General features: G+C 41.3%; 23 protein-coding genes, 1 tRNA gene and 1 other RNA gene. 13 read left to right on the plus strand and 12 right to left on the minus strand.

What is annotated here, in order from left to right:
• Positions 1-165 precede the first annotated feature (165 nt).
• Both FTU12_RS03230 and FTU12_RS03235 read left to right on the plus strand, forming a co-directional pair.
• A complete protein-coding gene (locus FTU12_RS03230; RefSeq protein WP_078191340.1) occupies positions 166-489 on the plus strand; it encodes a YhbY family RNA-binding protein in 324 nt (107 codons plus the stop codon).
• A 6-nt stretch (positions 490-495) separates the two neighbouring features.
• Positions 496-1,035, plus strand: coding sequence for a DOMON-like domain-containing protein (locus FTU12_RS03235; protein ID WP_180113740.1), 540 nt, complete (start codon positions 496-498; stop codon positions 1,033-1,035).
• A gap of 235 nt (positions 1,036-1,270) precedes the next feature.
• Here the strand turns inward: FTU12_RS03235 and FTU12_RS03240 are convergent, their stop codons facing one another.
• Positions 1,271-1,756 (minus strand): hypothetical protein, encoded by a 486-nt coding sequence (locus FTU12_RS03240; protein ID WP_180113741.1) that lies wholly within the window; start codon positions 1,754-1,756, stop codon positions 1,271-1,273.
• Positions 1,757-2,065: 309 nt separating this feature from the next.
• Between FTU12_RS03240 and carA the strand changes: the two genes are divergently transcribed.
• From carA to greA, 3 genes are all read left to right on the plus strand, one after another.
• The gene (carA, locus tag FTU12_RS03245) at positions 2,066-3,208 is read left to right on the plus strand and encodes a glutamine-hydrolyzing carbamoyl-phosphate synthase small subunit (protein ID WP_078192162.1); all 1,143 of its coding nucleotides are present in this window, start codon (positions 2,066-2,068) and stop codon (positions 3,206-3,208) included.
• A 13-nt stretch (positions 3,209-3,221) separates the two neighbouring features.
• Positions 3,222-6,452, plus strand: coding sequence for a carbamoyl-phosphate synthase large subunit (gene carB / locus FTU12_RS03250; protein ID WP_180113742.1), 3,231 nt, complete (start codon positions 3,222-3,224; stop codon positions 6,450-6,452).
• Between the two features lie 107 nt (positions 6,453-6,559).
• Entirely contained in the window at positions 6,560-7,036 is a 477-nt protein-coding gene (greA, locus tag FTU12_RS03255; protein WP_078192164.1) for a transcription elongation factor GreA, read from the plus strand.
• 79 nt (positions 7,037-7,115) lie between these two features.
• Here greA and FTU12_RS03260 read toward each other — a convergent pair whose 3' ends face one another.
• Positions 7,116-7,703: a TetR/AcrR family transcriptional regulator gene (locus FTU12_RS03260; RefSeq protein ID WP_180113743.1), complete on the minus strand. Its 588-nt coding sequence runs from the start codon at positions 7,701-7,703 to the stop codon at positions 7,116-7,118.
• Positions 7,704-7,844: 141 nt separating this feature from the next.
• Here FTU12_RS03260 and FTU12_RS03265 point away from each other — a divergent pair, with 141 nt between their 5' ends.
• Together FTU12_RS03265 and FTU12_RS03270 are read left to right on the plus strand one after the other, a co-directional pair.
• Entirely contained in the window at positions 7,845-8,249 is a 405-nt protein-coding gene (locus FTU12_RS03265) for a RidA family protein (protein WP_078192166.1), read from the plus strand.
• Positions 8,250-8,350: 101 nt separating this feature from the next.
• Positions 8,351-8,971 (plus strand): CatB-related O-acetyltransferase, encoded by a 621-nt coding sequence (locus tag FTU12_RS03270; RefSeq protein WP_180113744.1) that lies wholly within the window; start codon positions 8,351-8,353, stop codon positions 8,969-8,971.
• Positions 8,972-8,975: 4 nt separating this feature from the next.
• On the opposite strand, the gene FTU12_RS03275 is transcribed toward FTU12_RS03270, so the two are convergent.
• The gene (locus tag FTU12_RS03275) at positions 8,976-10,400 is read right to left on the minus strand and encodes a P-loop NTPase fold protein (protein WP_373684133.1); all 1,425 of its coding nucleotides are present in this window, start codon (positions 10,398-10,400) and stop codon (positions 8,976-8,978) included.
• Positions 10,401-10,561: 161 nt separating this feature from the next.
• Between FTU12_RS03275 and FTU12_RS03280 the strand changes: the two genes are divergently transcribed.
• Entirely contained in the window at positions 10,562-11,140 is a 579-nt protein-coding gene (locus tag FTU12_RS03280) for a hypothetical protein (RefSeq protein ID WP_180113745.1), read from the plus strand.
• Between the two features lie 66 nt (positions 11,141-11,206).
• Here FTU12_RS03280 and FTU12_RS03285 read toward each other — a convergent pair.
• The 4 genes from FTU12_RS03285 to coaD form a co-directional block, all read right to left on the minus strand.
• Positions 11,207-11,283: transfer RNA gene (locus FTU12_RS03285), tRNA-Met, on the minus strand.
• A gap of 73 nt (positions 11,284-11,356) precedes the next feature.
• Positions 11,357-11,736: RNase P RNA component class A (rnpB, locus tag FTU12_RS03290), an RNA gene on the minus strand.
• 26 nt (positions 11,737-11,762) lie between these two features.
• A complete protein-coding gene (locus FTU12_RS03295) occupies positions 11,763-12,026 on the minus strand; it encodes a YfhL family 4Fe-4S dicluster ferredoxin (RefSeq protein ID WP_078191349.1) in 264 nt (87 codons plus the stop codon).
• 1 nt (position 12,027) lies between these two features.
• A complete protein-coding gene (coaD, locus tag FTU12_RS03300) occupies positions 12,028-12,519 on the minus strand; it encodes a pantetheine-phosphate adenylyltransferase (RefSeq protein WP_078191350.1) in 492 nt (163 codons plus the stop codon).
• Between the two features lie 137 nt (positions 12,520-12,656).
• Between coaD and smpB the strand changes: the two genes are divergently transcribed.
• The gene (gene smpB / locus FTU12_RS03305) at positions 12,657-13,130 is read left to right on the plus strand and encodes an SsrA-binding protein SmpB (RefSeq protein ID WP_078191351.1); all 474 of its coding nucleotides are present in this window, start codon (positions 12,657-12,659) and stop codon (positions 13,128-13,130) included.
• 53 nt (positions 13,131-13,183) lie between these two features.
• Here smpB and FTU12_RS03310 read toward each other — a convergent pair whose 3' ends face one another.
• The 4 genes from FTU12_RS03310 to rluD all read right to left on the minus strand — a co-directional run bounded on the left by FTU12_RS03310 (position 13,184) and on the right by rluD (position 17,175).
• The gene (locus FTU12_RS03310; protein ID WP_180113746.1) at positions 13,184-14,512 is read right to left on the minus strand and encodes a hypothetical protein; all 1,329 of its coding nucleotides are present in this window, start codon (positions 14,510-14,512) and stop codon (positions 13,184-13,186) included.
• A 233-nt stretch (positions 14,513-14,745) separates the two neighbouring features.
• The gene (locus tag FTU12_RS03315) at positions 14,746-15,297 is read right to left on the minus strand and encodes a flavodoxin family protein (RefSeq protein ID WP_180023236.1); all 552 of its coding nucleotides are present in this window, start codon (positions 15,295-15,297) and stop codon (positions 14,746-14,748) included.
• 40 nt (positions 15,298-15,337) lie between these two features.
• Positions 15,338-16,078, minus strand: coding sequence for a peptidoglycan editing factor PgeF (gene pgeF, locus FTU12_RS03320; RefSeq protein WP_180113747.1), 741 nt, complete (start codon positions 16,076-16,078; stop codon positions 15,338-15,340).
• Between the two features lie 44 nt (positions 16,079-16,122).
• Complete coding sequence (gene rluD / locus FTU12_RS03325) at positions 16,123-17,175, minus strand: 23S rRNA pseudouridine(1911/1915/1917) synthase RluD (RefSeq protein WP_078192173.1); 1,053 nt, start codon at positions 17,173-17,175, stop codon at positions 16,123-16,125.
• A 71-nt stretch (positions 17,176-17,246) separates the two neighbouring features.
• On the opposite strand from rluD, the gene FTU12_RS03330 reads away from it, so the two are divergent.
• Positions 17,247-18,239 carry an outer membrane protein assembly factor BamD gene (locus FTU12_RS03330; protein WP_180113748.1) on the plus strand — a complete coding sequence of 331 codons (993 nt, stop codon included), beginning with the start codon at positions 17,247-17,249 and terminating at the stop codon, positions 18,237-18,239.
• Between the two features lie 211 nt (positions 18,240-18,450).
• Positions 18,451-20,379 carry a DNA primase gene (locus FTU12_RS03335; protein ID WP_180113749.1) on the plus strand — a complete coding sequence of 643 codons (1,929 nt, stop codon included), beginning with the start codon at positions 18,451-18,453 and terminating at the stop codon, positions 20,377-20,379.
• Between the two features lie 55 nt (positions 20,380-20,434).
• Here the strand turns inward: FTU12_RS03335 and hemA are convergent, their stop codons facing one another.
• Complete coding sequence (hemA, locus tag FTU12_RS03340) at positions 20,435-21,718, minus strand: glutamyl-tRNA reductase (RefSeq protein WP_180113750.1); 1,284 nt, start codon at positions 21,716-21,718, stop codon at positions 20,435-20,437.
• Between the two features lie 78 nt (positions 21,719-21,796).
• On the opposite strand from hemA, the gene FTU12_RS03345 reads away from it, so the two are divergent.
• Together FTU12_RS03345 and lolB are read left to right on the plus strand one after the other, a co-directional pair.
• Entirely contained in the window at positions 21,797-23,509 is a 1,713-nt protein-coding gene (locus FTU12_RS03345) for a hypothetical protein (protein ID WP_180113751.1), read from the plus strand.
• Positions 23,510-23,518: 9 nt separating this feature from the next.
• Entirely contained in the window at positions 23,519-24,097 is a 579-nt protein-coding gene (gene lolB / locus FTU12_RS03350; RefSeq protein WP_180005450.1) for a lipoprotein insertase outer membrane protein LolB, read from the plus strand.
• Positions 24,098-24,106 lie beyond the last annotated feature (9 nt).

The raw sequence follows: 24,106 nt of genomic DNA on the forward strand, positions 1-24,106 counted from the left end.
TTGATTGTACGTGAAATTCAGCACTTTTGCAGTAGACATGTGTATCTAAAAAGCATCTTAAATCATGTTTTTTTCAATAATCTTCATCGAGAAAATGCCGATTAAATACAGCGCTTCAACTTTGATTTTGCTATACTAGGTCGTTTTTAAAATTAGGTTATATTTATGGCGGCTTTATCTATTCAAGAACGTAAACGCTTACGTCAAATTGGTCACACCCTAAACCCAGTTGTAATGGTTGCGGACAAAGGCTTATCAGAAAGCGTTGTTGAAGAATTAAACCGTGCGTTAAACGACCATGAGTTAATTAAAGTGAAAGTTGTGGCAGAAGACCGTGAAGCTCGTGCTGCAATGATTACTGAAATTGCGACTGTTTCAGGTTCTGAAGTTGTTCAAACGATTGGTAAGATTGCTTTGATTTACCGTAAAGCGGCAAAACAAAATGCAAAACTGTCTAACCTTGTTCGCTACGCACACCTGTCTAACTAAGCATTTATGGCAAGTTTCGAACTCTGCGCCTTTGATCGTCGCTTTCAGGCTGTATCAGTCGTTGGTGCTATCGAACAACAAAGCCCATATACTTTAAATGTGGGTTATTGGATTCGAGACCCAAACCAACTGATTCAATGGCCAGAATTGGTATCAGCTCACCCACGAATCGATTTTTTGTGGGAACAGACCTGCTTAGAAGTTTTTATTGGTGTACGCAATGAAGACTTTTATCGTGAAATCAACCTCTCCCCTTCACAAGCTTGGCAGGTTTACCAGTTTGAAGAATATCGCTATCCAGAAGATATGCCGCCACAAGCTGCTTACGATATCGAACTGAATCAGTTGAAACGGACGCACTATGGCTTAAATGTCAGTCTTGATCTGACAGAATTTATGCTGAAGTACAAACTTAAATGGGAAGATCTCTATATCGGTCTAACTGCAGTACTGAAAACCCCTCAAGGTGAACAGTACTATGCCATGCAGCATAGTAGTCCAAATGCTGACTTTCACAACAAACGTGATTGGCTACATCAGTTCTAAACTTTTTAATGTTTTGATCTTCGATAAAAAGCAAAAGTACGATCTTTTGCTTTTTTATTGCCTGTCTATTTTTAAGTAACTGCTTTGGACTTAAATGTGCCATTCACAATAAGGGAGCCATTAACGGCTCCCTTATGCATAGTGCTAACTTGAAGTTTAATTCGCTCTCACCCAATCCAGCTCCCTGGAATGACTAGACTTAGCTTAAGCGTATTAAAATTCATGTCATTCACAATTAACTTTTAAGATCTGTGGTTTGATCCGTAACTTCAGCTTTCAGTGGTGAAACTTTTTTCCACGCTTCTAAAGTATGTTCCTTAGAACGTTTAAATGTTTCCGTTAAATGCTCTTTATGTTTACCCGAAATTTGAGTGACATCTTCTTTCAGCTCTTTTCCAAGTTTTGAAAGGTCATCGATAACCGTATTAAATTCAGTTTTCACAAATTCTTTGAGTTCACTAAAATCTTTTTGCGATGAACCAAACTGAACTTTTAACTGGTCAAGTTTATTCAACACATCTTGCTTCAACTGACGCAATTGATCTTGCACACTGGCATTCAACTGCTTTGCCTCTGCTCCGATCTTTTCTTTGCTTTCAGTGACCGCTTCTGTGGCTTGGACACTCGCTTCTTTTGCAACTTGTTCAAGCTTTTCAGCACCTTCGATAACGACTTCTTTCAGGGAGTATTTAGCCGCTGTTTGTTTTTGTTGTGTTGCCATGACTTTGTACCTGTAGTTTTTGCTGACCGAACCACAATAGCGCTTATTGATAAATTTTAATTTATGATTTGTCTGACAATAATTAATTGCTTACATTTTTCTACGATTTTGCAAAACCAAACTTTATTCTAAAATGCAAGCGCTTTATCTGCTTTATTCCTAATATTTACAATGGACTTTCAGTGGCTTTCTGCGTATAATGCCGTGTTAAGTTCAAGCGAGCAGATGTAAGGAGGGTAGGTTTTTAAGCAGCCTTCCTTTTTTTTCGTCTTCTCGCTTTTTTACAGCCTAAATTTCAGGAGCTTTGGTTTGAGCACCCCAGCAATTTTAGCCCTTGCCGATGGTACTATTTTTAAAGGTACTTCAATTGGCGCATCGGGTAGTACGACTGGTGAAGTCGTTTTCAACACTGCCATGACTGGCTATCAAGAAATTTTGACTGACCCAAGTTATGCACAACAACTTGTGACCCTAACTTACCCACATATCGGTAACACAGGTTGTAATGATGAAGACGCTGAGTCAGGTCGAATTCATAAAGTATGGGCCAACGGATTGATCATTCGTGACCTACCTTTATTGCATAGCAACTTCCGTGCTGAGCAATCACTAAGTGATTACCTTAAACAACACAATGTTGTTGCTATCGCAGATATTGATACTCGTAAATTAACGCGTATTCTGCGATCAAAAGGTGCGCAAAACGGTTGTATCCTTGCTGGTGAAAACGCGACTGAAGAAGAAGCGTTAGCTAAAGCACGTGCTTTTGGTGGTCTTAATGGTTTAGACCTTGCAAAAGAATGCTGTGATCCGACCGGTTTCGAGTGGACTGAAGGCTCTTGGGCGCTTGGTAAAGGTTTCGCTCAACCAGAACTTAAATTCCATGTTGTAGCATACGATTACGGTGTCAAAACCAACATCTTACGTATGCTCGCAGACCGCGGTTGTAAATTGACTGTCGTGCCTGCGCAAACTCCTGCTGCTGATGTACTTGCGCTGAATCCAGATGGCGTGTTCTTATCGAACGGTCCCGGCGATCCAGCAGCATGTGATTATGCAATTGAAGCTGTAAAAACAATTGTAGAAGACGCACGTAATGTACCTGTATTCGGTATTTGCTTAGGTCACCAAATTCTTGCACTTGCATCAGGTGCAAAAACTGTGAAAATGCCTCACGGTCACCACGGTGCTAACCATCCTGTACAAAACTTAGAAAATGGTACAGTGATGATTACTTCTCAAAACCACGGCTTCGCAGTGGATGCAGAAACTCTTCCTGCAAACTTGAAAGCTACGCACAAATCGCTGTTCGACCAAACCCTTCAAGGGATTCATCGTACAGACAAACCTGCGTTCAGTTTCCAAGGTCACCCAGAAGCAAGCCCTGGTCCACATGACTGCGCACCACTGTTCGATCATTTCATCGAACTTATCGAAGCATCTAAGAAGTAATTAAGGAAGCATCATGGCTAAACGTACAGACATTAAAAGCATCTTAATTATTGGTGCTGGTCCGATTGTGATCGGTCAGGCATGTGAGTTTGACTACTCAGGTGCGCAAGCATGTAAAGCCCTTCGTGAAGAAGGCTACCGTGTTATTTTGGTGAACTCTAACCCAGCGACCATTATGACAGACCCTGCGATGGCAGACGCAACTTACATCGAGCCGATTACGTGGCAAACTGTAGCTGCAATCATTGAGAAAGAACGCCCAGACGCAGTTCTTCCGACAATGGGTGGTCAAACAGCATTGAACTGTGCCCTTGCACTCGATGCCAACGGTATTTTAGAAAAATACAATGTTGAATTGATTGGCGCGACGAAAGAAGCTATCGAAAAAGCGGAAGACCGTAAACTTTTCGATATCGCGATGCGCAAAATCGGTTTGGAATGCCCTCGCGCTGACGTTGCAGAAAGCATGGAACACGCACTTGAAATTCAAGCACGTTTCGGCTTCCCTGTCATTATCCGTCCATCATTCACGATGGGTGGTTCAGGCGGCGGTATTGCTTATAACAAAGAAGAATTCATTGAAATCTGTGAACGCGGTTTCGATCTTTCTCCAACTAAACAATTATTGATCGATGAATCTTTAATTGGTTGGAAAGAGTACGAAATGGAAGTTGTTCGTGACAAAAACGACAACTGTATCATTGTATGTACCATCGAAAACTTTGACCCAATGGGCGTGCACACAGGTGACTCAATCACTGTTGCTCCTGCGCAAACATTGACTGACAAAGAATTCCAATTACTACGTAATGCATCTTTAGCTGTACTTCGTGAAATTGGTGTTGAAACTGGCGGCTCTAACGTTCAGTTCGGTATCAACCCGAAAGACGGCCGTATGGTTGTGATCGAGATGAACCCACGTGTTTCTCGTTCATCTGCCCTTGCTTCTAAAGCAACTGGTTTCCCAATTGCTAAAATCGCGGCGAAATTGGCTGTAGGTTATACCCTTGATGAGTTGAAAAACGACATCACTGGCGGTACAACCCCTGCATCTTTCGAACCTGCAATTGACTATGTTGTAACTAAGATTCCTCGTTTCAACTTCGAGAAATTCCCGCAAGCTGACGCAACTTTGACGACTCAGATGAAATCTGTAGGTGAAGTCATGGCAATTGGCCGTAACTTCCAAGAATCTGTGTCTAAAGCGCTTCGTGGTCTTGAAGTAGGCGCATGCGGTTTTGACGAAAAAATCGCTGTGGGCACTGAAGGCGCACGTGAGAAAATTCTTGTTGAATTGAAAGTGCCTGGTCCAGAGCGTATTTGGTACGTAGGCGATGCATTCCGTCACGGTTTCACTCTTGATGAAGTATTTGAAGCAACCAAAATTGATCGTTGGTTCTTGATTCAAATCGAAGACATCATCAAAACTGAAAACCAAATCAAAACTTTAGGTTTTGGTGACTTAAACGCTGACAACATCCGTTCGTTCAAACGCAAAGGTTTATCTGACCTTCGCATTGCGGACTTGATGGGCATTTCACAAAAACAATTCCGTAAACACCGCTGGAACTTGGGCGTAACTCCAGTTTACAAACGTGTAGATACATGTGCGGCTGAATTCGAATCTGATACAGCTTACATGTACTCAACTTACGATGAAGAATGTGAAGCAAACCCATCGAACCGTGACAAAATCATGGTCATCGGTGGTGGTCCTAACCGTATTGGTCAAGGTATCGAGTTCGATTACTGCTGTGTACACGCTGCCCTTGCAATGCGTGATGACGGCTATGAAACCATCATGGTGAACTGTAACCCTGAAACGGTTTCTACAGATTACGACACATCAGATCGTTTGTACTTCGAACCAATTACTTTGGAAGATGTACTTGAAATCGTGCGTATCGAGAAGCCTAAAGGCATTATCGTTCAGTACGGCGGTCAAACTCCGCTTAAATTGGCTCGTGCTTTAGAAGAAGCTGGTGCGCCAATTATTGGTACATCACCTGACGCGATTGACCGTGCAGAAGACCGTGAACGTTTCCAACAAATGATTCAACGTCTACAACTTCGTCAACCAAACAACAGCATCGTAAAATCTGCTGAAGAAGGTATGGCTGAAGCAGCAAAAGTTGGCTACCCACTTGTGGTACGTCCATCTTATGTACTTGGTGGCCGTGCGATGGAAATCGTGTACAACGACGAAGAATTGAAACGTTACTTACGTGATGCGGTTCAAGCATCTAACGAAGCGCCTGTACTTCTTGACCACTTCCTTGACGATGCGATTGAAGTTGACGTGGACTGCGTATCTGACGGTAAAGACGTTGTGATCGGCGGTATCATGCAGCATATCGAACAAGCGGGTATTCACTCAGGTGACTCAGCATGTTCTATTCCTCCTTACTCTTTATCTCAAGAAGTACAGGACGAAATGCGTCGTCAAACCATCGCTATGGCAAAAGAGCTTGGCGTAATTGGTTTAATGAACGTACAGTTTGCTGTTAAAGGCACTGACGTATACATTCTAGAAGTGAACCCACGTGCATCACGTACTGTTCCGTTCGTATCTAAGTGCATTGGTGAATCTTTAGCGAAAGTTGCTGCGCGTTGTATGGCAGGTCAATCTCTAGAATCTCAAGGATTCACTACAGAGATTATTCCTGAACACTTCTCTGTAAAAGAAGCAGTGTTCCCATTCAACAAATTCCCTGGTGTTGACCCAATTCTTGGCCCTGAGATGAAATCTACAGGCGAAGTGATGGGTGTAGGCAAAACATTTGGTGAAGCGTTCTATAAAGCTGTGTTAGGCTCTAATGACCGTTTACCAGGCCTACCAACGGAAGGCGAAGTAAAACATGCATTCTTATCTGTTCGTCATTCTGACAAGCCTCGTGCTGTTGGTATTGCGAAACAGCTAACAGATCTTGGCTTCAAAGTCATCGCTACTGGCGGTACTTATGATGTGATTAAAGATGCTGGTATTGAATGTGAACGTGTGAACAAAGTGACTGAAGGCCGTCCTAATATCGTAGACCGCTTGAAAAATGGCGAAGTTCACCTCATTATCAATACAACTGAAGGCAAACAGGCTCAAGAAGATTCATTCTCGATCCGCCGCTCTGCATTACAAGGTAAAGTGTATTACACAACTACCCTTAACGGTGCTGATGCAGTATGCCAAGCTTTAGCAATCAAATTGCCAATGGATGTATACCGCTTACAAGACCTTACTAAAGGTTAATTAAGTTACCGAGAAGTCCCGCCACCTCTCGGTGGCGGGCTTTTTTTCATTTCTAGGTCAGTAAAAATTTTACTGATTTTTTCTTTTTACAAACATGAGGGACAACAATGCAACGTTATCCTATGACTCCCGAAGGCAAAATTGCCCTAGAGAAAGAATTACAGCAACTTAAAAGTGTTGATCGTCCACGTATTACTGCAGCAATTGCTGAAGCGCGTGAACATGGGGATTTGAAAGAAAACGCAGAATACCACGCTGCTCGCGAGCAACAAGGTTTCTGTGAAGGCCGTATCCAAGATATCGAAGGTAAACTGGGTGCTTGCCAAGTGATTGATGTTAAATCACTTGAGCAAAATGGCCGTGTGGTTTTCGGTGTGACAGTGACCATTGAAAACTTAGATACTGAAGAACAAAAGACTTATAAAATCGTTGGTGATGACGAAGCAGATTTTAAAATCAACAAAATCTCTGTGAACTCTCCAATTGCGCGTGGTCTTTTGGGTAAAAACGAAGGCGACGATGTAAAAATCAACACACCACAAGGTGAAGTTGAGTATGAAATTTCTAAAGTTGAATATCTTTAATTCATTAAGATAAGCAATTTTAAGCCCCTCTTTTGAGGGGTTTTTTATATTCAGACAATTGATTATCAACAACCCCACTCTATCCTTCTTTTAACAATCCTGACGCAAAGACTTGAAAGGCATGTAATGCTTCTGGGAGTGCCTGTTCAGGATGCTCACTGGAGGCGACCCAAAGTGCGGCATTCATGGCAGCGCCATTTAAAAATACGGCAGCCGCTTCAGGATCTACTGCTTTAATTCGATCTACTGCCAATAACTGTTGTACGCACTCACGGGTAGACTGCAAACATTTGTTTTGACTGGGCCAATGTGCAGGATCTCCCAATACAGCTGGCCCATCACGCAGTACAATACGCTGAAATTCAGGATTCAAAGCATTTTCAATATAGGCTTGCCCTTCAAGCATCAGCCCTTCCCAAAGATCTTCAGGCTGCTCCAGATGCTGCTGGGCAGATGAAGCCATTTCTGAATCAATTTGATCGACCACAGCAGCAAATAAGCCCCGTTTGTCGCCAAAATGATGGTACAGCGCGCCACGGGTCAGCCCCGCGTCTGCCGTGAGTTTATCCATGGACGTGTCTGCATAACCATACTCAGCAAATGCACGACGTGCCACTTCAATCAGTTTCTTGCGGGTTGCCGCCATTTTTTTTTCACGAACAGACATTGCTTTGCTTACCTCATCCTTACCAAAATTTTAATTGACATACGGCCCGTATGTCAATTATGTTTACATACGAAGCGTATGTAAAAACTTATGCCGTTTTTAAAAATATTTTTTTAAATTTAACATTAAGCGAGAATAGTCATGACAAGAACTGCAATATTTCCCCAAGATCGGCATGCTTTGTATGAACAGCATGGTTACTCGGCTGCCATCAAATCGGAAGATTTACTCTTTGTATCAGGTCAGGTTGGTAGCCGTGAGGATGGTTCTCCTGAACCTGATTTTGAGAAACAGGTAGAACGGGCTTTTGAAAACCTGGCTGCAACATTGGCAGCTGCTGGTTGTACTTTTGATGATATCGTTGATGTCACCACCTTTCATACTGATCCTGAACAGCAATTTGAAAGCATTATGAAAGTCAAAAATCAGGTATTTACCCAAAAGCCTTATCCGAACTGGACAGCGATTGGTGTGAATTGGCTGGCGGGTTTTGATTTTGAAATTAAGGTCATTGCCCGTATTCCTCAACAATCTAAAACCACCTAAAAACTTAGTTTTGCCATCAGTTCATTTGTGGAATTGGATTGTTCACCAGCGTAAAGATCTATTCGGTATAATGGCACATTCCCTATTTTTGTATCCCAGTTATGTCTGAAAAATTGATTAATTCACTTGTCAATCATTGGTGTGAATTTGAGTTCATCTCTAAAACAGTGAAGAACCCAAATATTCACATCAAAGGTAATTATTCATATTATTCTGCATATTGGGATCAGGGTTTTGAGCGCTGTGTGGTGCGTTATTTGCACGACAAACCCGCAACAACTGAGAAGCCGATAGACCAGCTACATATCGGTAATTTTGTCTGTTTTGGCGCAGAATGCGTGATTATGATGGGCGGCAACCAACTCCACCGAACAGACTGGATTTCAGCCTTTCCGTTTGATACACGGAGTTTTGTCCCTGCGGGTGATACAATCATTGGTGATGGCTGCTGGATCGGCTCACGTGCGATGATTATGCAAGGTGTGACTCTCGGTGAAGGTGCTGTGGTGGCTACAGGCGCGGTGGTAACCAAAGATGTACCGCCTTATGCTGTTGTAGGCGGAGTCCCTGCTAAAATTATTAAATATCGCTTTTCTGAAGAAGATATCAAAAAACTGCTTTCCCTTAAGCTCTATGACTTAGATGAAAAGCAGTTTTTAAAGATGCGGGAACAGTTGCAGACGGATGATATTGGGAAATTAGCTCAGTATTTTAATCTATGATCTTTTAAAGCCCTTTATCTATATATGACTGCCAATCTTTAATAAAATTATTTGAATGATCTAGCTCAGAGATTGATACATCTTTCAATACATTAATCAATTGATATTCAGGATCTTTACTCTGTTTAGCTCTATCATAAGCTGAAAGAATCTTATCAATTAATGTATCTGTAATTCCCAAATCTTTTTCCAAGATTAATCTATACCACTCTGCTTCTTCAATACCAGTAACACCATTAGTACCCCATGTATTCAAATTATGTCTTTGCATAAAATTGCTTTTATCAATACATAAATATCCATTTATTTTTTTGACAATTGAACTAATAAAAATATGATAATTTGTGTAAGGATTCTGCCCTATGATCAAACTAAGTAATATTAAATTCTTCTTTTGATTGTGTGTTCGCAACAACGCATATTTATTCAGCTTTTTTATTAACTCTCGACTATTTAATCTTTTATCTAACTGCAGCCCCAATAACCAATAAAATAACTCATTCCTATCATCAAGGGATTTCAACTCACCAATTCTGAATAACTGGTACTTAATGACTTCTTCAAAATCATATATATCACTCTCGTTAGACAGATGAATTGTGAAATCCACAAATTTTTCAAGATAATCTCCATTCATCTCTGAATCATAGCCATAGTATGATTTGACTGATTGTAATAATTGAGGCTTATTCATCACTAGAACAAAAACAATTTTAGGAATATCAAAGAAATGTTTAATCCTTTCAATTAATCGTATCGCAAAATCAGGCCGACAACGATCTAACTCATCAATAATAAAAACTAAAGGTTTATCTAATTTTCCAGCTAATTCAGCAAGTTCTCTCTTAAAGTCATGAATTGTTTGTTTCTCAACTTGATGATTCTCTATTTTCTTTTCGATTTTCTCCTTAACTTTTGCAGCTATTTCCTCACTTGCTGTGTCATACAACGCTTTTCCTTCTTCATATACCTCTTTAAATGCTTCTCCAGCTCCACCCAAGCCAATCAAATGCATCCCAGCTTTAGCTGCAATCATTGGTATAACAGCAGCCAACGATATTAAAACTGAAGCAGTCATAGCATTAAAATCTTTAATTTCATTATCATCAATTTCTTTTGATTCTTTAAAAGTTTGACTTATTTCAGCGGCAATCGTTAAAAAAGGATCTTCCAAATAATCATTTGCAAACGCATCCAAATAAACAACATTATGTTCAGTATCCGTCAAATGCTTTGCCCAATGGCGAACAAACCATGTTTTACCTTCACCCCAACGCGCATCCAAAGCAAGAACAGCTCCACAATTTAAGCGGTCAACATAATTGGTGAGTTGTTCACCTAAACGGCGGCGATCCCAAAGATCACCTTCCCATGCAGTTTCAATATTCTCAAAATTATCTTTAGGCCAGTTTAATTGGTTATTCATCATTTCTATTTATATTCATCAAGTTAACTATGTATTGAGTATAGCAGTAGCGCTATAAATTAACATTTAACACATGAGCATCTCGTAACTTGTCATAGCCTTTTCTCCAAATTCATTCTATAAAGAACTCACAAAATAAAAAAAACCACTTTTCAGGATGAATGATGACGAGAACCACTCAATTCTCAGGCATATTTATACTTGCCCTGCTGGCAGCAGTCGTCGCAACTTTTTGCGATGCAATTCATGTCTATACTCAGACGCTTAGTTATCCCCACCCATTATTTTTCCATCAGGCTTGGTGGGTATTCTCCGGCTTTTTTATTGCCTTTGCTTTCATGGCATATAGCTATATTCAACTTACACAACGACTTAAACACTATGTGATGACCCAGCTCAGTTGCCATCATGACGGCACTGCGCCCCTCGTCGAGAGCCTAATACTATTTGCCATAGTCTATATACTCAGCGGATTTGGTAATTTTCATCCCGAAGCACTTTGTTGGATTTTTTACATTAGCTTTTTTATTCGCTGGTTATTTAGCTATGAGCGGACATGGCTACTGATATTAGCCATTATGCTTGCCATTGGCGGCATGTTCTTTGAAGGACTATTGGCAGAGTTTGCATTAGTCAAATATCGCCATGAAGATATTTATAATGTGCCGTATTGGCTCGGCGGCGTATATATGCATGGTGCATTTGCCTTACGTGCAGGCATGCGTCGTTTTATTTACCGTTAATTTTTAAATTTGGAAAATTGAGACATAAAAAAAGACCACTCAATCGGAGTGGTCTTTTTTTGAATATGGTGGCTATGACGAGACTTGAACTTGTGACCCCCGCATTATGAGTGCGGTGCTCTAACCAACTGAGCTACATAGCCTTAAACTGTGCGCGCATTATGGAGGGATATTTAAATATCGTCAAGCCCATAATGCGCGTATTTGATCAAAATTTGTTGAAGTGAACCGATAAGCCGGGTTCTGTCGAGGACGATCATTCCTCTAGGCGTACAATCACTCATACGCTCAAGCGACCTACCCGGATCCAGCATGGGCCATGCCTAAAGGATCCCTATTTGGTCTTGCTTCCGGTGGGGTTTACCATGCCGTGAACTGTTACCAGACACGCGGTGCGCTCTTACCGCACCCTTTCACCCTTACCTCCGATTTCGATTGCTCGATACCATAATGAAGGCGGTCTACTCTCTGCTGCACTTTCCGTCGGCTCACACCGCCCAGGCGTTACCTGGCACCTTGCCCTATGAAGCCCGGACTTTCCTCCCCTGCTTTAGTCACGGAGACCTATACACAGCAGCGATCGTCTGGTTCACTTCGGGGCGCATTCTAACAAATCTGACAACTAATTGCTTGATGTTTTTTGAGCAGTTAGTTTTTCGTACTTTTGTTGAAGCTGTTCCTGAGTTTCAGGATGTGCCGGATCCAATGGAATACAGTCCACCGGACAGAACAACTGACACTGCGGTTTATCGTGATGCCCAACGCATTCTGTACACAAATCAGGGTTAATCTCATAAATGAGTTCCCCCATGAAAATCGCCTCATTGGGGCATACAGGTTCACAGACATCGCAGTTGATGCATTCATCAGTGATATATAAAGACACTCTACCAACCTTGCTGTTGTTTACGCTTAAAGGCTTCCACAACAGCTTGTGGTACAAACTGAGTGACATCACCATTTAAACGTGCAATTTCACGCACGAGCGTAGATGAAATAAACGAATATTGCTCTGATGGGGTTAAGAACACGGCTTCAAATTTACTGTCCAAACGGCGATTCATATTTGCCAATTGAAATTCATATTCAAAATCTGAAACTGCACGTAAACCACGTAACACGGCTGTTGCTTTTTGCTCGTTAAAGAAGTTGACCAACAGCCCATCAAAACCTACAAACTCAACATTTGACAAATGACTTAAAGACTCTTGCGCTAGTGCAACACGTTCTTCCAGACTAAACACAGGGTTTTTGTGATGTCCAATTGCAATTGCCACGACAACTTCGTCAAACATGCGTGATGCACGTGTCACTAAGTCGATATGACCATTAGTAATTGGATCGAATGTGCCCGGATAAATTACACGAGTTTTAGACATCCAGTTGTACTCTGTTATTTTGTAGATGGGTATTTTAACAAAATCTTGATTTATAGGTGAAGTCAGCTTGTAAATTTAAAAACTTCATCTTATTCAAAGTTCGGGTACAATAGTGCTAAGTTTGGAAGTTTTTGATTATGACGAAAGCAGTAGTTAAAAAAAATAGTAGCAGTACGATTGCCCTAAATAAGCGTGCGCGTCACGATTATTTTATTGAAGAAAAATTTGAAGCGGGTCTTTCATTACAAGGCTGGGAAGTCAAATCAATGCGTGCGGGTCGTATGACTATCGTAGAGAGCTATATTACGTTTAAAAATGGTGAAGCATTTTTATTCGGCGCTCAAGTGCAACCTTTACTGAGTGCTTCGACACATGTGGTGCCTGAAGCAACACGTACTCGTAAATTATTGCTGAACCGCCGTGAAATTGAAAAACTACAAGGTGCGATTAACCAAAAAGGTTATTCATGTGTGCCTTTGGCATGTTACTGGAAAGGTCCTCATGCCAAACTTGAAATCGCCCTAGTAAAAGGTAAACAGCTTCACGACAAGCGTGCAACGGAAAAAGACCGTGATTGGCAGCGCGATAAAGCCCGTATTTTTCATAAATAAGTTCAATAAAAAAACCTCCATCTTGGAGGTTTTTTTATTTTTAAATTGCAGATTTAGCAGAATTTCAATCCACCAAAACAGTTGGTCCGAACTTCCTGATTTCCCAATACCTGATTTTTTAACGTTAAATTGGCCGCACCTGCATTACTAAGGTTAATTGAACCGACATTTTTATAAATCGGTAAACCAAATGCTGCACCAACAGCAGAACCTAACGGAATATAAATCGGTTCATTGGTTAAAATTTGCGATACTTTTTGAGCAACTTGTGGCAAGACGCCTGAGATATCCACTTCAGATGTTGGATTCAATTTGCCAATATTGATCGGGTCTTTAAATGACATCCACCAACCTGTACGTGCAATATCATCGGCATTGGCATCTGGCCAACTAATATCTTGAGATTGAAGCGATAAATAACCGGCTGTGCCATTTAATGGAATGTTATGAATCATATTTAAGGCTTGCTCAAAGGTAATATTCATTTTCAAACCATCAATTGATGAGCCAGAATCCATAAAGAACTGCGCCCCTTCTACCCATAACAAATTACGGTCAAGTTTGACCTGTAAACTACCACTATCACGGTTGAGTTGAATCGATGGCACTGTCGCACTGATATTTTTGGCAACGGCTTGAGTTTGTCGTTTTCCGTTGATAGTAATTTCAGGGACGGTAAACGGCACATTCATTGAAGGAATTTTTAAACCTTTACTATTTTCGGGTTGGCTAACAAAGCTACGATCATTGTTCCAAATCGTATTAATCACCAAGTTCCCCGATAAAGTCTCACTGGTGCTATCCCCAAAGATCGCGGCTTGGGTCTTTGCTGTCCCTGTAGTCGGTGCAATTTTCATATAACCGCTTAGTGACTTAATCCCATCTGTCGGCGCACCCGTGTTTTGAATACCAGTGGTCAATAAACCTGTAATTGATTCAGCACTGACACGGAAGCCTTTAACTTCGCGTAAAGCGGCTTGTTTTGGGTTTTTAATTGCAAATTCAATAAACGGATTTTTCAGTTCGGCACTAGTTGACGCTCGATCACCATTAAAGACGGGATTACCGTTGGCATCGGTCGACGTTGCATTACCACTCAACGCTAGATGACGAATATCAATATCACAGCCATTTGACCCATTTACCCCACCACAGCCGAGTTGCAAACTTTTGACATTGACGTTCAGATCCATGACGGCATCTAAACTGAGTTTGTAGAAACCAATATTTTCATCGACCATTTGTTGGTTGACCAAAATAGGATCGGTATAGGACATATTCATCAATGCCGCACCATTGATGGCAGACAATTCTTCATCGGCTAATCCCACCAAGCCTTCTGCTGCAAAAACAACGTCAGAAACACATAAGGTCAATGCCATTACTATTGTTTAATCCTTTTTAATATTTACCACTCATCCAGAGTGAAATTTATGAGAAGATTAAATCAATAGCTTTGGCGCAAATGAATGGCAATATGTGATGCACATCACATCTTAGTTATACGAAATGCCAATTTTCACAGATTTTAGGCCAATAAAAAACCCCAGTAATATTTCCATCACTAGGGTTTTCAAAGATTTATAAATGATAGTTCAAACGATTTATTTACAAATTAATTAACTTTATTTAACAACAACCCCAGATATTCACCAAACCAAATAGCGGTTTCTAAATCACCCTCAGGTGGCGTGACTTCAACAGGTGCATTATCCGATTGTGTCATTAAACCCAAAAAGCTCGACATCCGATTTAAATCTGTTGTGCTGCGTCCAGTTGGCATCAATGGAAGACCGCTCCACAACATGCCGTGCTGCATGGCGAATAAATTGATTTGCTGCAATACTGCCAATTTATCTCCACTTAAGCCGCCACCATTGGTAAAACCAGCGGCTAACTTGCCTTGCCATGTCCGTGCTAACCAGCGTTTAGATGATTGCTCCATGAATAATTTCATTGCCGCACTCATACTGCCCATATAGGTTGGGCATCCAAAAACGATGGCATCTGCACTGTCCAATTCATCCCAATCCACATGCTCTACATTCATGAGATGGACTTTTACACCGGCTTTTTCTGCACCTTGTACAATGAAATTCGCCACTTTGGCAGTGTGCCCATAGGGGCTGTGGTAAACAACAGCAAGAGATTTAGCAGTCAAAGACATAACATTTAAAAGTCGATAGATTCAGTCAAGTTTAGCATTTTCAAAGCATAAAGACGAATGTTGCCATACGTCCTGTTTTCGCTTCGCGGCGATAAGAAAAATATTCGTCAGCTTGCAAAAAGGTACATTGGTCACCACCGGTTACGGCTTTAACCCCATGTAATGCAAGGATATAACGCGCTATCGCATAAAGATCAGCATAATATTTGCCTTCCTTTACACCAGCTTTAAATGCACTTTCAAGTTCTGGGTATTTGGAACAAAAGGCAGCTTTGACTTCTGCGCCAATTTCAAAATTCTCTTGACAAATGGCTGCCCCCAACCAAGCCCATGTTGGCTGAGTGTGCATGGCTGCAATGGTATTTTCCACAATACCATTAGCCAAGCCCTTCCAACCTGCATGCAGATTGGCAACTTCTGTCCCGTCAGCATTACCCAAAACCACGGGTAAGCAGTCTGCGGTCATCATCATCAGGGCATGATGTTTAGACTGCGTGACCATGCCATCGCCTTCAGGTGCAACAAAGTTGATCTGTTCATCAATGCGATGGCATAGCGTACTGTGGGTTTGGTTCATCCAACTGATTTTATTCACGCCATATTCAGCAAAGTCGTTCAACAACTGCATTCGGTGCTTTTGCACACGCGCTGCATCATCTCCCACATGCAATGCCAGATTAAATCCTGCCAGTTCAGGTTGTTCAGAGGGTTGCGTCTGATCATGATGAACTCGAGTTTGTCCCACAAAAACACCCTGTGGAAGTCCCTGAACAAATTGCATGTTGCCGTCCTTTTCTATCTATGGCGTGTAAATCAGGTTAAAACTTAATACGCTTTGTTTTCGCTACGTAATACTTCAACCAATTGATTAAAGTCTTCAGGCCATGGTGCTTCAAACATCATGTCTTCACCTGTACGTGGATGAACGAGACCCAATTTAACCGCATGTAAAGCCTGACGTTTAAAGCCACGTAAAGTGTCATCTAATAACACCGACGCGCCTGCAGGCATACGTACACGTGGTACATACACTTGATCGCCCACAAGACCATGACCGATATAAGTAAAATGCACACGAATTTGATGGGTACGACCCGTTTCTAGACGTGCTTGAACGCGGGTAAAGTTTTGGAAACGTTCTTTCACATTATAGTGAGTCACTGCATCTTTACCGCCCGGCAAGACAGCCATTTTAATGCGGTCAACAGGATGACGTTTAATCGGCTCATCCACTGTACCGCCGGCAATAATGTTGCCATATACAATCAAATCGTAAATACGGTAAACCGATTTCTTCGCCAATTGCTTACTTAAAGAAAATTGGGATTCGAGGTTTTTCGCAACAACCAACAGACCTGAGGTGTCTTTATCAATACGATGCACCAAACCTGCACGGGTCAACTCTGAAGATTTTGGGTAGTGGTGCAAAATTGCATTCACCAATGTCCCTGTACTGTTTCCAGCGCCCGGATGAACAACCATACCGACAGGTTTATTAATCACCATAATATCGTCATCTTCATAGACAATATTGAGTGGAATATCTTCAGGTAAGCTACGGGTTTGTGCTTCTAACTCGACGTCTAAAGTCAATAACTCTGTGCCTTCGCATTTGTACTTTGGTTTCACAGTGTTACCATTGACCAACAAATGGCCCTCTTTGAGCCACTGTTTTAGCTTTTCACGAGAAAAATCAGTCCAAACCAGTGCTGAAACCTGATCAATACGTTGTCCTAAATAGCTTTCATCCAATTGAAATTGCAACGATAAACGTGTTGCAGTTGAGTCTGAAGTATGGTTATCTGCATCCTCAGAATCTTCAAGTAAATTGAAATCAGTTTCAGGGAAATTAGAATTGGAAGATTGTGCTTGACTCATTTGCTCATTCAGACAAAAGTGGTTTAATAGTTCAATTGTAGCTCATTGCCCGTATTAACAGAGGAATTTTTATGTCGCTACCAAAATATAAAATGACAATGCTTGCTCTAACAATAGGCATTGCATCGGCAATGGTAGGCTGTAGCAGTAATCCAAAGAAAGAAGTGGTCGACACAGGTCCACAATCAAGCGAACAGATTTATATCGAAAAAGCACAAAAAGCGCTTGAACGTAACCAATATACAGATGCAGCAAAACACCTTGAAGCTCTAGAGACCTACTACCCTACAGGTAACTATGCGCAGCAAGCACAACTTGAACTATTGTATGTAAAGTTTCAGCAAAAAGACTATGAAGGTGCGATTGCACTTGCAGACCGTTTTATTCGTATGAACCCGCAGCATCCGCAAGTTGATTATGCGTACTACGTGCGTGGTGTTTCAAACATGGAGCAAAACTACAATGGTTTGCTTCGCTATACTTCTTTAAAGCAATCGCATCGTGATGTGAGCTATCTCAAAGTGGCTTATCAAAACTTTGTCGACTTTATCCGTCGCTACCCATCGAGTGAATATGCAGTCGATGCCGCACAACGTATGAAGTTCATCAGTCAAGAATTGGCTGAAAGCGAAATGAATGCGGCGCGTTTTAATGTAAAACGTAAAGCATGGCTAGCTGCTGTTGAACGTTCACTTTGGGTGATCGAACATTATCCTCAAGCACCACAAGTTCCAGAAGCTCTAGCGACTGTAGCCTATGGTTATGACAAACTTGGTGATAAAACCACGTCTCAACAATACATTGACGTGCTTAAACTGAACTATCCAAAACTTGTGAAGTCAGACGGTACGGTCAATATGCGTGCTGCACGTAGTGAAGGCAGCTTCCTTAACCGTGCAACCTTAGGTATTTTCGGTAAAGAAGCACAAACGATGTCTGAGCAAACCTCTGCAGACGCGGTTGAAACTGATGAAGAAAAACGCAGTTTAACCAATCGTTTAAGCTTTGGCTTATTGGATCGTCCTCATAGCGAAAAAACTGAGTCATCAGAATCAGCTGAATAATATAGTCGCAACGAAGGTCGATTTTTCACAAAGGGCAAGTTAGAATACTTGCCCTTTTATCTTTTCAGGATCTACAGATTCGGTTAGATTAAAAGGTATACAATAGTTCGATGGACGATGCTGTACTGCATCCCCACTGAACTTACAGCATTGCTGATTTCAACATATTTCACGAACTGCCCAAATTCAATAGATAGACAGATAAAACAGCATGGCCATTCCTCAACATACAATTGATCAAATTTTAGATCGCACCGATATTGTCGATGTGATTGGTCAATTTGTGAAATTGAAAAAGACTGGACGCACCTACTCAGGATGCTGCCCATTCCATCAGGAAAAATCGCCATCTTTCCATGTCTATCGTGATAAACAATATTTTCACTGCTTTGGTTGTCAGGCCAATGGTAATGCCATCCGTTTTTTAATGGATATTGGTAGCCGTAACTTCATTGAAGTAATGAAGGATTTATCAAGCCAAACGGGTATTGAGCTACCGAAAGACAATAACGATTCCAATAAACTCAAATATAAACGCGAATCTAAACCCAAACCTGTACAAAAACCTGCAATCGAAGCAAAAGCTCTGCCACCCAAAACAGGCGAAACCGACACAAATCCTGCTGCAGTAAATTTCGAACACGACCCATTTGCTGAGTTTCAAAATAACGAAGATGCCTTTTATGGGAACGATCCGTTTGCTCACTTTGACCAAGTTGCAAGTGGTTTTGAAGATGTGCCGCAAGACGGAAACTTATATGACTTGCTGGAAAATGTCGCACAGTTTTATGAGCAACAACTTCCGCTCAGTCCAATTGGGCAAGCTTATTTTAAACAACGGGGTCTCAGTGCAGACACCATCGCCTATTGGCGCTTAGGCTATGCCCCCGAAGATTGGCAACATCTAGAAAAAGCCTTTCCACAAGATATCCAAGGACTCAAACTTCTCGGTTTGATTCGAACCAGTGACAGTGGTCGTGACTTTGACCTACTGCGCGAGCGGGTGATTTTCCCGATTCGAGATGCGAAAGGTCGTGTGGTCGGTTTTGGTGGTCGTGCCCTAAATGATGAAATCAAACCAAAATACATCAACTCTCCAGACTCCGAAGTTTTCCATAAAAATCAGTTACTTTATGGTTTATATGAAGGCCGTAAACAAAAAGCCCAAGATTGGTTAATGGTCGAAGGTTATATGGATGTCATTGCCCTACAGCAATATGGCATTCATGGCGCTGTAGCGACTTTAGGGACTGCCAGCAATACTGAACATTTAAACATTTTATTTAAGCAAAATAGCCGCATTACCATTGCATTTGATGGTGATGCCGCAGGTCAAAAAGCAGCTCGACGTACGCTCGAAATTGCACTGCCATTACTGAATGATGGACGTGAACTTAAATTCTTTGTTTTGCCGAATGACCATGACCCAGATTCATTGATCCGTCGTGAAGGTATCGAAAATTTTCGACGTTTATTGGACACCTCACCGCTACTTTCTGAATTTGTTTTTGCACATTTAACGCAAAATCATAATGTTGCTTCGCCTGAAGGTAAAAGTCAGGTGATGGGTGAACTGAGACAACTGACTGAACTGTTACCGAAAGGTGGTTCATATCGTTATTTGCTACAACAATATTTCCGTGAAAAATTAGGGTTTAGCCGAAAGTGGCAGCCTCAAGTCAATAATGATGCGTCTCTGAGCTTTAGTACAAAAATTGATGCTGAAGAATATGTGATTGCGATTTTAATCAATCATCCTTATCTCTACATTCATTTTGAGCCTTTACGCGCCTTAGTTTCACAAGATCTCTTGCTTTATCACGTTTTAAATATTTTCAATGTGATTTTTGATGAATTGCCTGATGACCCAGAGTTATCGACCTATTATGTACTCGGTGCTTGCGCAGCACATCATCATGAATTACAACATATTTTAGAGCATGCCAATATCAGTGACTATACATCATCACCTGAACAAGCAGATAAACTCGCAGCAGATTTATCGACAAAATTGCAATATCAATTCTTACAACTCAAGATCAAGTCGAATAAGTTTTCTAGCCTTGCAGAAATGCGTAATTTAAAACAACGTATTTATGATATTGATAAAAAAAGATCGCTCACACTCCTTGAAGATTAAGTTTTAACTTCAAGTTCAAGCTGTGAACAACATACTTTTCAATGAATCAGCTTATTTATTTCTTTGGTTTACGGCGATTTTCAGCCACATTAACTAAATCTTGCTCTATCATTTCAAAATATGCTGGGTCTTCCGCCATCGCCGCATTACGCAGCACAATAGAGGTTGGATGCAGCAGCTTTTGGGTTAAACGATGCGACATTTCTTGCATAATCTTCGCAGCATCTTCACCCTTTTGTAGACGATTCAGCGCCAAAGTCAGTTCTTCTTGACGTAATGACTCACCATGTTCACGGTATGCATGAATCGTCGAACCAGCCAAATTCACTTTTTGCTGTGTGATTAAATCTGTCGCAAGCTGATTGACCATCACTTCGGCTTCAACTGCCGCCTGACGACGCTGAGCCAAATTTTCTTCAATGACAGTTTGCAGGTCATCGACACCATATAAATAAACGCCATCTAGACTTTCAACTTTGGCTTCAATATCTCGTGGTACAGCCAAATCAACCAATAGCATTTGTTTATAACGACGTTTTTTCAGTGCTGCTTTGACATCCGCAAAATAAATTACTTGATGCAAGCTTCCGGTACAACTTGAAATTACATCTGCACGATGTAAATTGTCTGCCAAATCTGCAAAATCAATAATTTCAACTTCTACACGATGAGCAATCTCTTGCGATAAAGCTTCGGCACGGGCACGTGTACGGTTACAGATGATTATTCTGCCCACACCCATTTCGGCCAAATGCTTTGCAACCAAGCTATTCATTTCACCCGCAGCAACAATCATCACCGTCAATTTTTCAGGCTGACTAAAGACCTGTAAAGCTAGCTGAGCAACGGCATAGCCCATCGATACCGCATGACTTCCTACGGCTGTTTCAGAACGCACACGTTTTGCCGCATAAAAGGCATATTCAAAAATACGGTTTAAATTTGGGGAAACAGTTTCGGCTTCTTTGGCTAAGGACAAAGCCGTTTTGACTTGACCTAAAATTTGAGGCTCACCAAGCATGAGCGAATCCAAGCCGCTGGCCACACGCATGAGGTGTGTCACCGCCTGTGCATTTTCATAACGATACACATGATTTGACAATTGCTTTACATCGATACCATTTGATTGGGCGAGCCAATTCAATACCATGTCTGCATTTTCAGACATCGCATAGACTTCGGTACGATTACATGTAGACACCACCACCATGTCATTGAGTTCAGGCGTATGGCTTTGCTGTTCAAGCAGTGCAGTTAACTTTTCAGGGTTAAATGCAATCTGTTCACGCAGCTCTACAGAAGCGGTTTGATGGTTGACACCCAATGCAAAGAAAGACATATCAGATCATCATTTCGCTAAATTTATGCTATTGTGCAACATCGATGTCATAAAAAGCATTACTTGGATCAAGAAAAATTGCGTCTAACAAATAGCCGACTGAACGGCCAGACAATAAAGCAGTATTCTACCACATTCTTACTTGTCGGTAGCATGGCTTCTACTGCCCCAATTCGGGCCGTGGGAGAAGTTTACCATGCAAATTCAGGATATGATGCAATTAAACAAAGTATGATTGCGGAATTTGCCTTAGCCTATAACGACATTCCAACCGCGCTTCATAACTACACCGTGCTTGCAATCAAAAGTAAATCCACCATGGTCAAACAACGTGCTTTAAACGTTGCAATTGAGCAAAATGATCTACAAGCAGCTTTAGACATTGCCACACATTGGGTCGTCCAAGAACCTGAAGATGTCCCGGCATTATTTTATTTATCACATATTGCTTTGAAAGCCCATGAATATGAGCTTGCCGCCGAAACACTTGATAAAATTTTAACCATTGACCCAAATGCAGATTTAGAACAAATTTTGGCGGGTATTTCCCCTGAATCAGAGGAAGATCGTGCTTATCTGATCCAAGCACTGACCGCTAGCAAGGAAAAAACCAACCCTTCTATTTTGGTCTTAGTCGCAGGTTTACAAGCTCAAAATGGTGCCTTTGCTGATGCCTTAGACACCATTAATTTAGCACTGAAAAAACGCCCGAAAGTGACTGGCTATATCCTAATGAAAGCCAATTTACTTATGTCGTTAGGTGATGAAGAAGAAACCTTAAAATGGTTCGAAAAATCCAGCCGTAAACACCGTAATAATATGGAAGTTCGCTTAGCCGAAGCAAAATATTTAATTAAAATCAATCAGTCAGAATTAGGTCTAGAAAAACTCGAAGATATACTAAAGAAATGGACATCTGCTGAAGAACCGCTATTTATGGCAGGTTTGACCAGTATTGACTTAGAGCTTTATGAAAAAGCCGAAAAGTATTTGGTGGAGTTACGTTATTCGAGCAAATACCAAAATGAAGCGTATTACTATCTCGCAGTAAATGCTGAACGCAAACAGCATTATGAAACGGCAAAAGCCTATTATCGCCTTGTTGATGGCAGTCTTTATACAGTTTCACGGCGCAATATGATCAGCATTTTTAGCCAGCAAAATAAGCTGCATGATGCACTGCGCTTTTTAACCCAAGAGCGGGTTAATTATCCTCAACATGCCAGTTTTTTATATCTTGCTCAGGCAGATATTTTAAAACGCATGAACAATAAAAAAGCAGCAGTTCGTTTACTTGATGAAGCGGTAAAAAACTTACCTGAAGATCCTGAGCTCATTTATGCCGAAGTTCTACTGCTCGACGCCCATCAAGATAAAGATAGACTCGACCAATTACTAAAACAATTACTTGAAATTGAACCCAATAGCCCGACCTATTTAAATGCATATGCCTATACTTTGGCGGTACAAAATAGACGCTTAGATGAAGCCCGAAAATATGTCGAACATGCCTTGGAATATGCTCCTGAGCAAGCCTCAATTTTAGATACGTTCGGTTATATTTGTTATTTGCAAAATGATTTTAGTACATCTGCATCTGTTTTGGCCAAAGCGTATGAACTGAGTAATAGTTTAAAAATTGGCATTCGCTACGCACGATCAGTCTTCATGCAAGGTGATATGAATAAATTTGACGCGTTGTTACAACAACTCCAACAAAAACATCCGAATGATCCGCAATTAGAGCAACTACATTCGTTATTGTTACCCCAACCCATGAAAAAGAGTTAGAAAGAGTTTATGCAAGTATCTTCAAAATTTGGGGTATCTGCCCTGACCTGCTGCGCTTTATTTTTTACCGGTTGTCAGCAATATGTTAAAACACCCGATCAACCCAGCCCTGAAGAAGTCGCTGCAAATCAATTCAACTTACAAGGTAAGATTGGTGTGCGCACGCCACAACAGTCAGGAAGTGCTTTTTTTACTTGGGTTCAAGACCGCAATGAATATGATATCGAACTGAGTGGCATATTAGGTGTTGGAAAAACTCAAATCAGCGGTAAACCCGGTCAAGTTCAGTTAAACAGTGCAAAAACCGGTTTAATTGAAGCAGAAACACCTGAAGAATTACTGGAACGTGCTACTGGTTGGCAAGCTCCCATTACCCACCTCGTCGACTGGGTACAGGCGCGCCCTGCAACCACACAAGCAAAAATTCAACGCGATACTGCACAGCGCCCACAACAGATTATTGAAGATGGTTGGACGGTTGACCTAAGCTATAACGAGACTGCGACGGTACCGAACAAGTTAATTTTAAAACAAGCACTTGAATCCGGTCAGGAAAACCGTATTACAATGGTGATTCAAAATCGTTAATTTGCCTAA

Origin of the sequence: Acinetobacter sp. YH12063, assembly GCF_013419715.1 — a bacterium.
GTDB classification, from domain to species: domain Bacteria; phylum Pseudomonadota; class Gammaproteobacteria; order Pseudomonadales; family Moraxellaceae; genus Acinetobacter; species Acinetobacter amyesii.

Excerpts from the sequence above, each read along its gene's own strand:
- FTU12_RS03230 (WP_078191340.1), top strand. The coding sequence starts at position 166 with ATGGCGGCTTTATCTATTCAAGAACGTAAACGCTTACGTCAAATTGGT.
- FTU12_RS03235 (WP_180113740.1), top strand. The coding sequence starts at position 496 with ATGGCAAGTTTCGAACTCTGCGCCTTTGATCGTCGCTTTCAGGCTGTA.
- FTU12_RS03240 (WP_180113741.1), bottom strand. The coding sequence starts at position 1,756 with ATGGCAACACAACAAAAACAAACAGCGGCTAAATACTCCCTGAAAGAA.
- carB (WP_180113742.1), top strand. The coding sequence starts at position 3,222 with ATGGCTAAACGTACAGACATTAAAAGCATCTTAATTATTGGTGCTGGT.
- greA (WP_078192164.1), top strand. The coding sequence starts at position 6,560 with ATGCAACGTTATCCTATGACTCCCGAAGGCAAAATTGCCCTAGAGAAA.
- FTU12_RS03260 (WP_180113743.1), bottom strand. The coding sequence starts at position 7,703 with ATGTCTGTTCGTGAAAAAAAAATGGCGGCAACCCGCAAGAAACTGATT.
- FTU12_RS03265 (WP_078192166.1), top strand. The coding sequence starts at position 7,845 with ATGACAAGAACTGCAATATTTCCCCAAGATCGGCATGCTTTGTATGAA.
- FTU12_RS03270 (WP_180113744.1), top strand. The coding sequence starts at position 8,351 with ATGTCTGAAAAATTGATTAATTCACTTGTCAATCATTGGTGTGAATTT.
- FTU12_RS03275 (WP_373684133.1), bottom strand. The coding sequence starts at position 10,400 with ATGATGAATAACCAATTAAACTGGCCTAAAGATAATTTTGAGAATATT.
- FTU12_RS03280 (WP_180113745.1), top strand. The coding sequence starts at position 10,562 with ATGACGAGAACCACTCAATTCTCAGGCATATTTATACTTGCCCTGCTG.
- coaD (WP_078191350.1), bottom strand. The coding sequence starts at position 12,519 with ATGTCTAAAACTCGTGTAATTTATCCGGGCACATTCGATCCAATTACT.
- smpB (WP_078191351.1), top strand. The coding sequence starts at position 12,657 with ATGACGAAAGCAGTAGTTAAAAAAAATAGTAGCAGTACGATTGCCCTA.
- FTU12_RS03310 (WP_180113746.1), bottom strand. The coding sequence starts at position 14,512 with ATGGCATTGACCTTATGTGTTTCTGACGTTGTTTTTGCAGCAGAAGGC.
- FTU12_RS03315 (WP_180023236.1), bottom strand. The coding sequence starts at position 15,297 with ATGTCTTTGACTGCTAAATCTCTTGCTGTTGTTTACCACAGCCCCTAT.
- pgeF (WP_180113747.1), bottom strand. The coding sequence starts at position 16,078 with ATGCAATTTGTTCAGGGACTTCCACAGGGTGTTTTTGTGGGACAAACT.
- rluD (WP_078192173.1), bottom strand. The coding sequence starts at position 17,175 with ATGAGTCAAGCACAATCTTCCAATTCTAATTTCCCTGAAACTGATTTC.
- FTU12_RS03330 (WP_180113748.1), top strand. The coding sequence starts at position 17,247 with ATGTCGCTACCAAAATATAAAATGACAATGCTTGCTCTAACAATAGGC.
- FTU12_RS03335 (WP_180113749.1), top strand. The coding sequence starts at position 18,451 with ATGGCCATTCCTCAACATACAATTGATCAAATTTTAGATCGCACCGAT.
- hemA (WP_180113750.1), bottom strand. The coding sequence starts at position 21,718 with ATGTCTTTCTTTGCATTGGGTGTCAACCATCAAACCGCTTCTGTAGAG.
- lolB (WP_180005450.1), top strand. The coding sequence starts at position 23,519 with ATGCAAGTATCTTCAAAATTTGGGGTATCTGCCCTGACCTGCTGCGCT.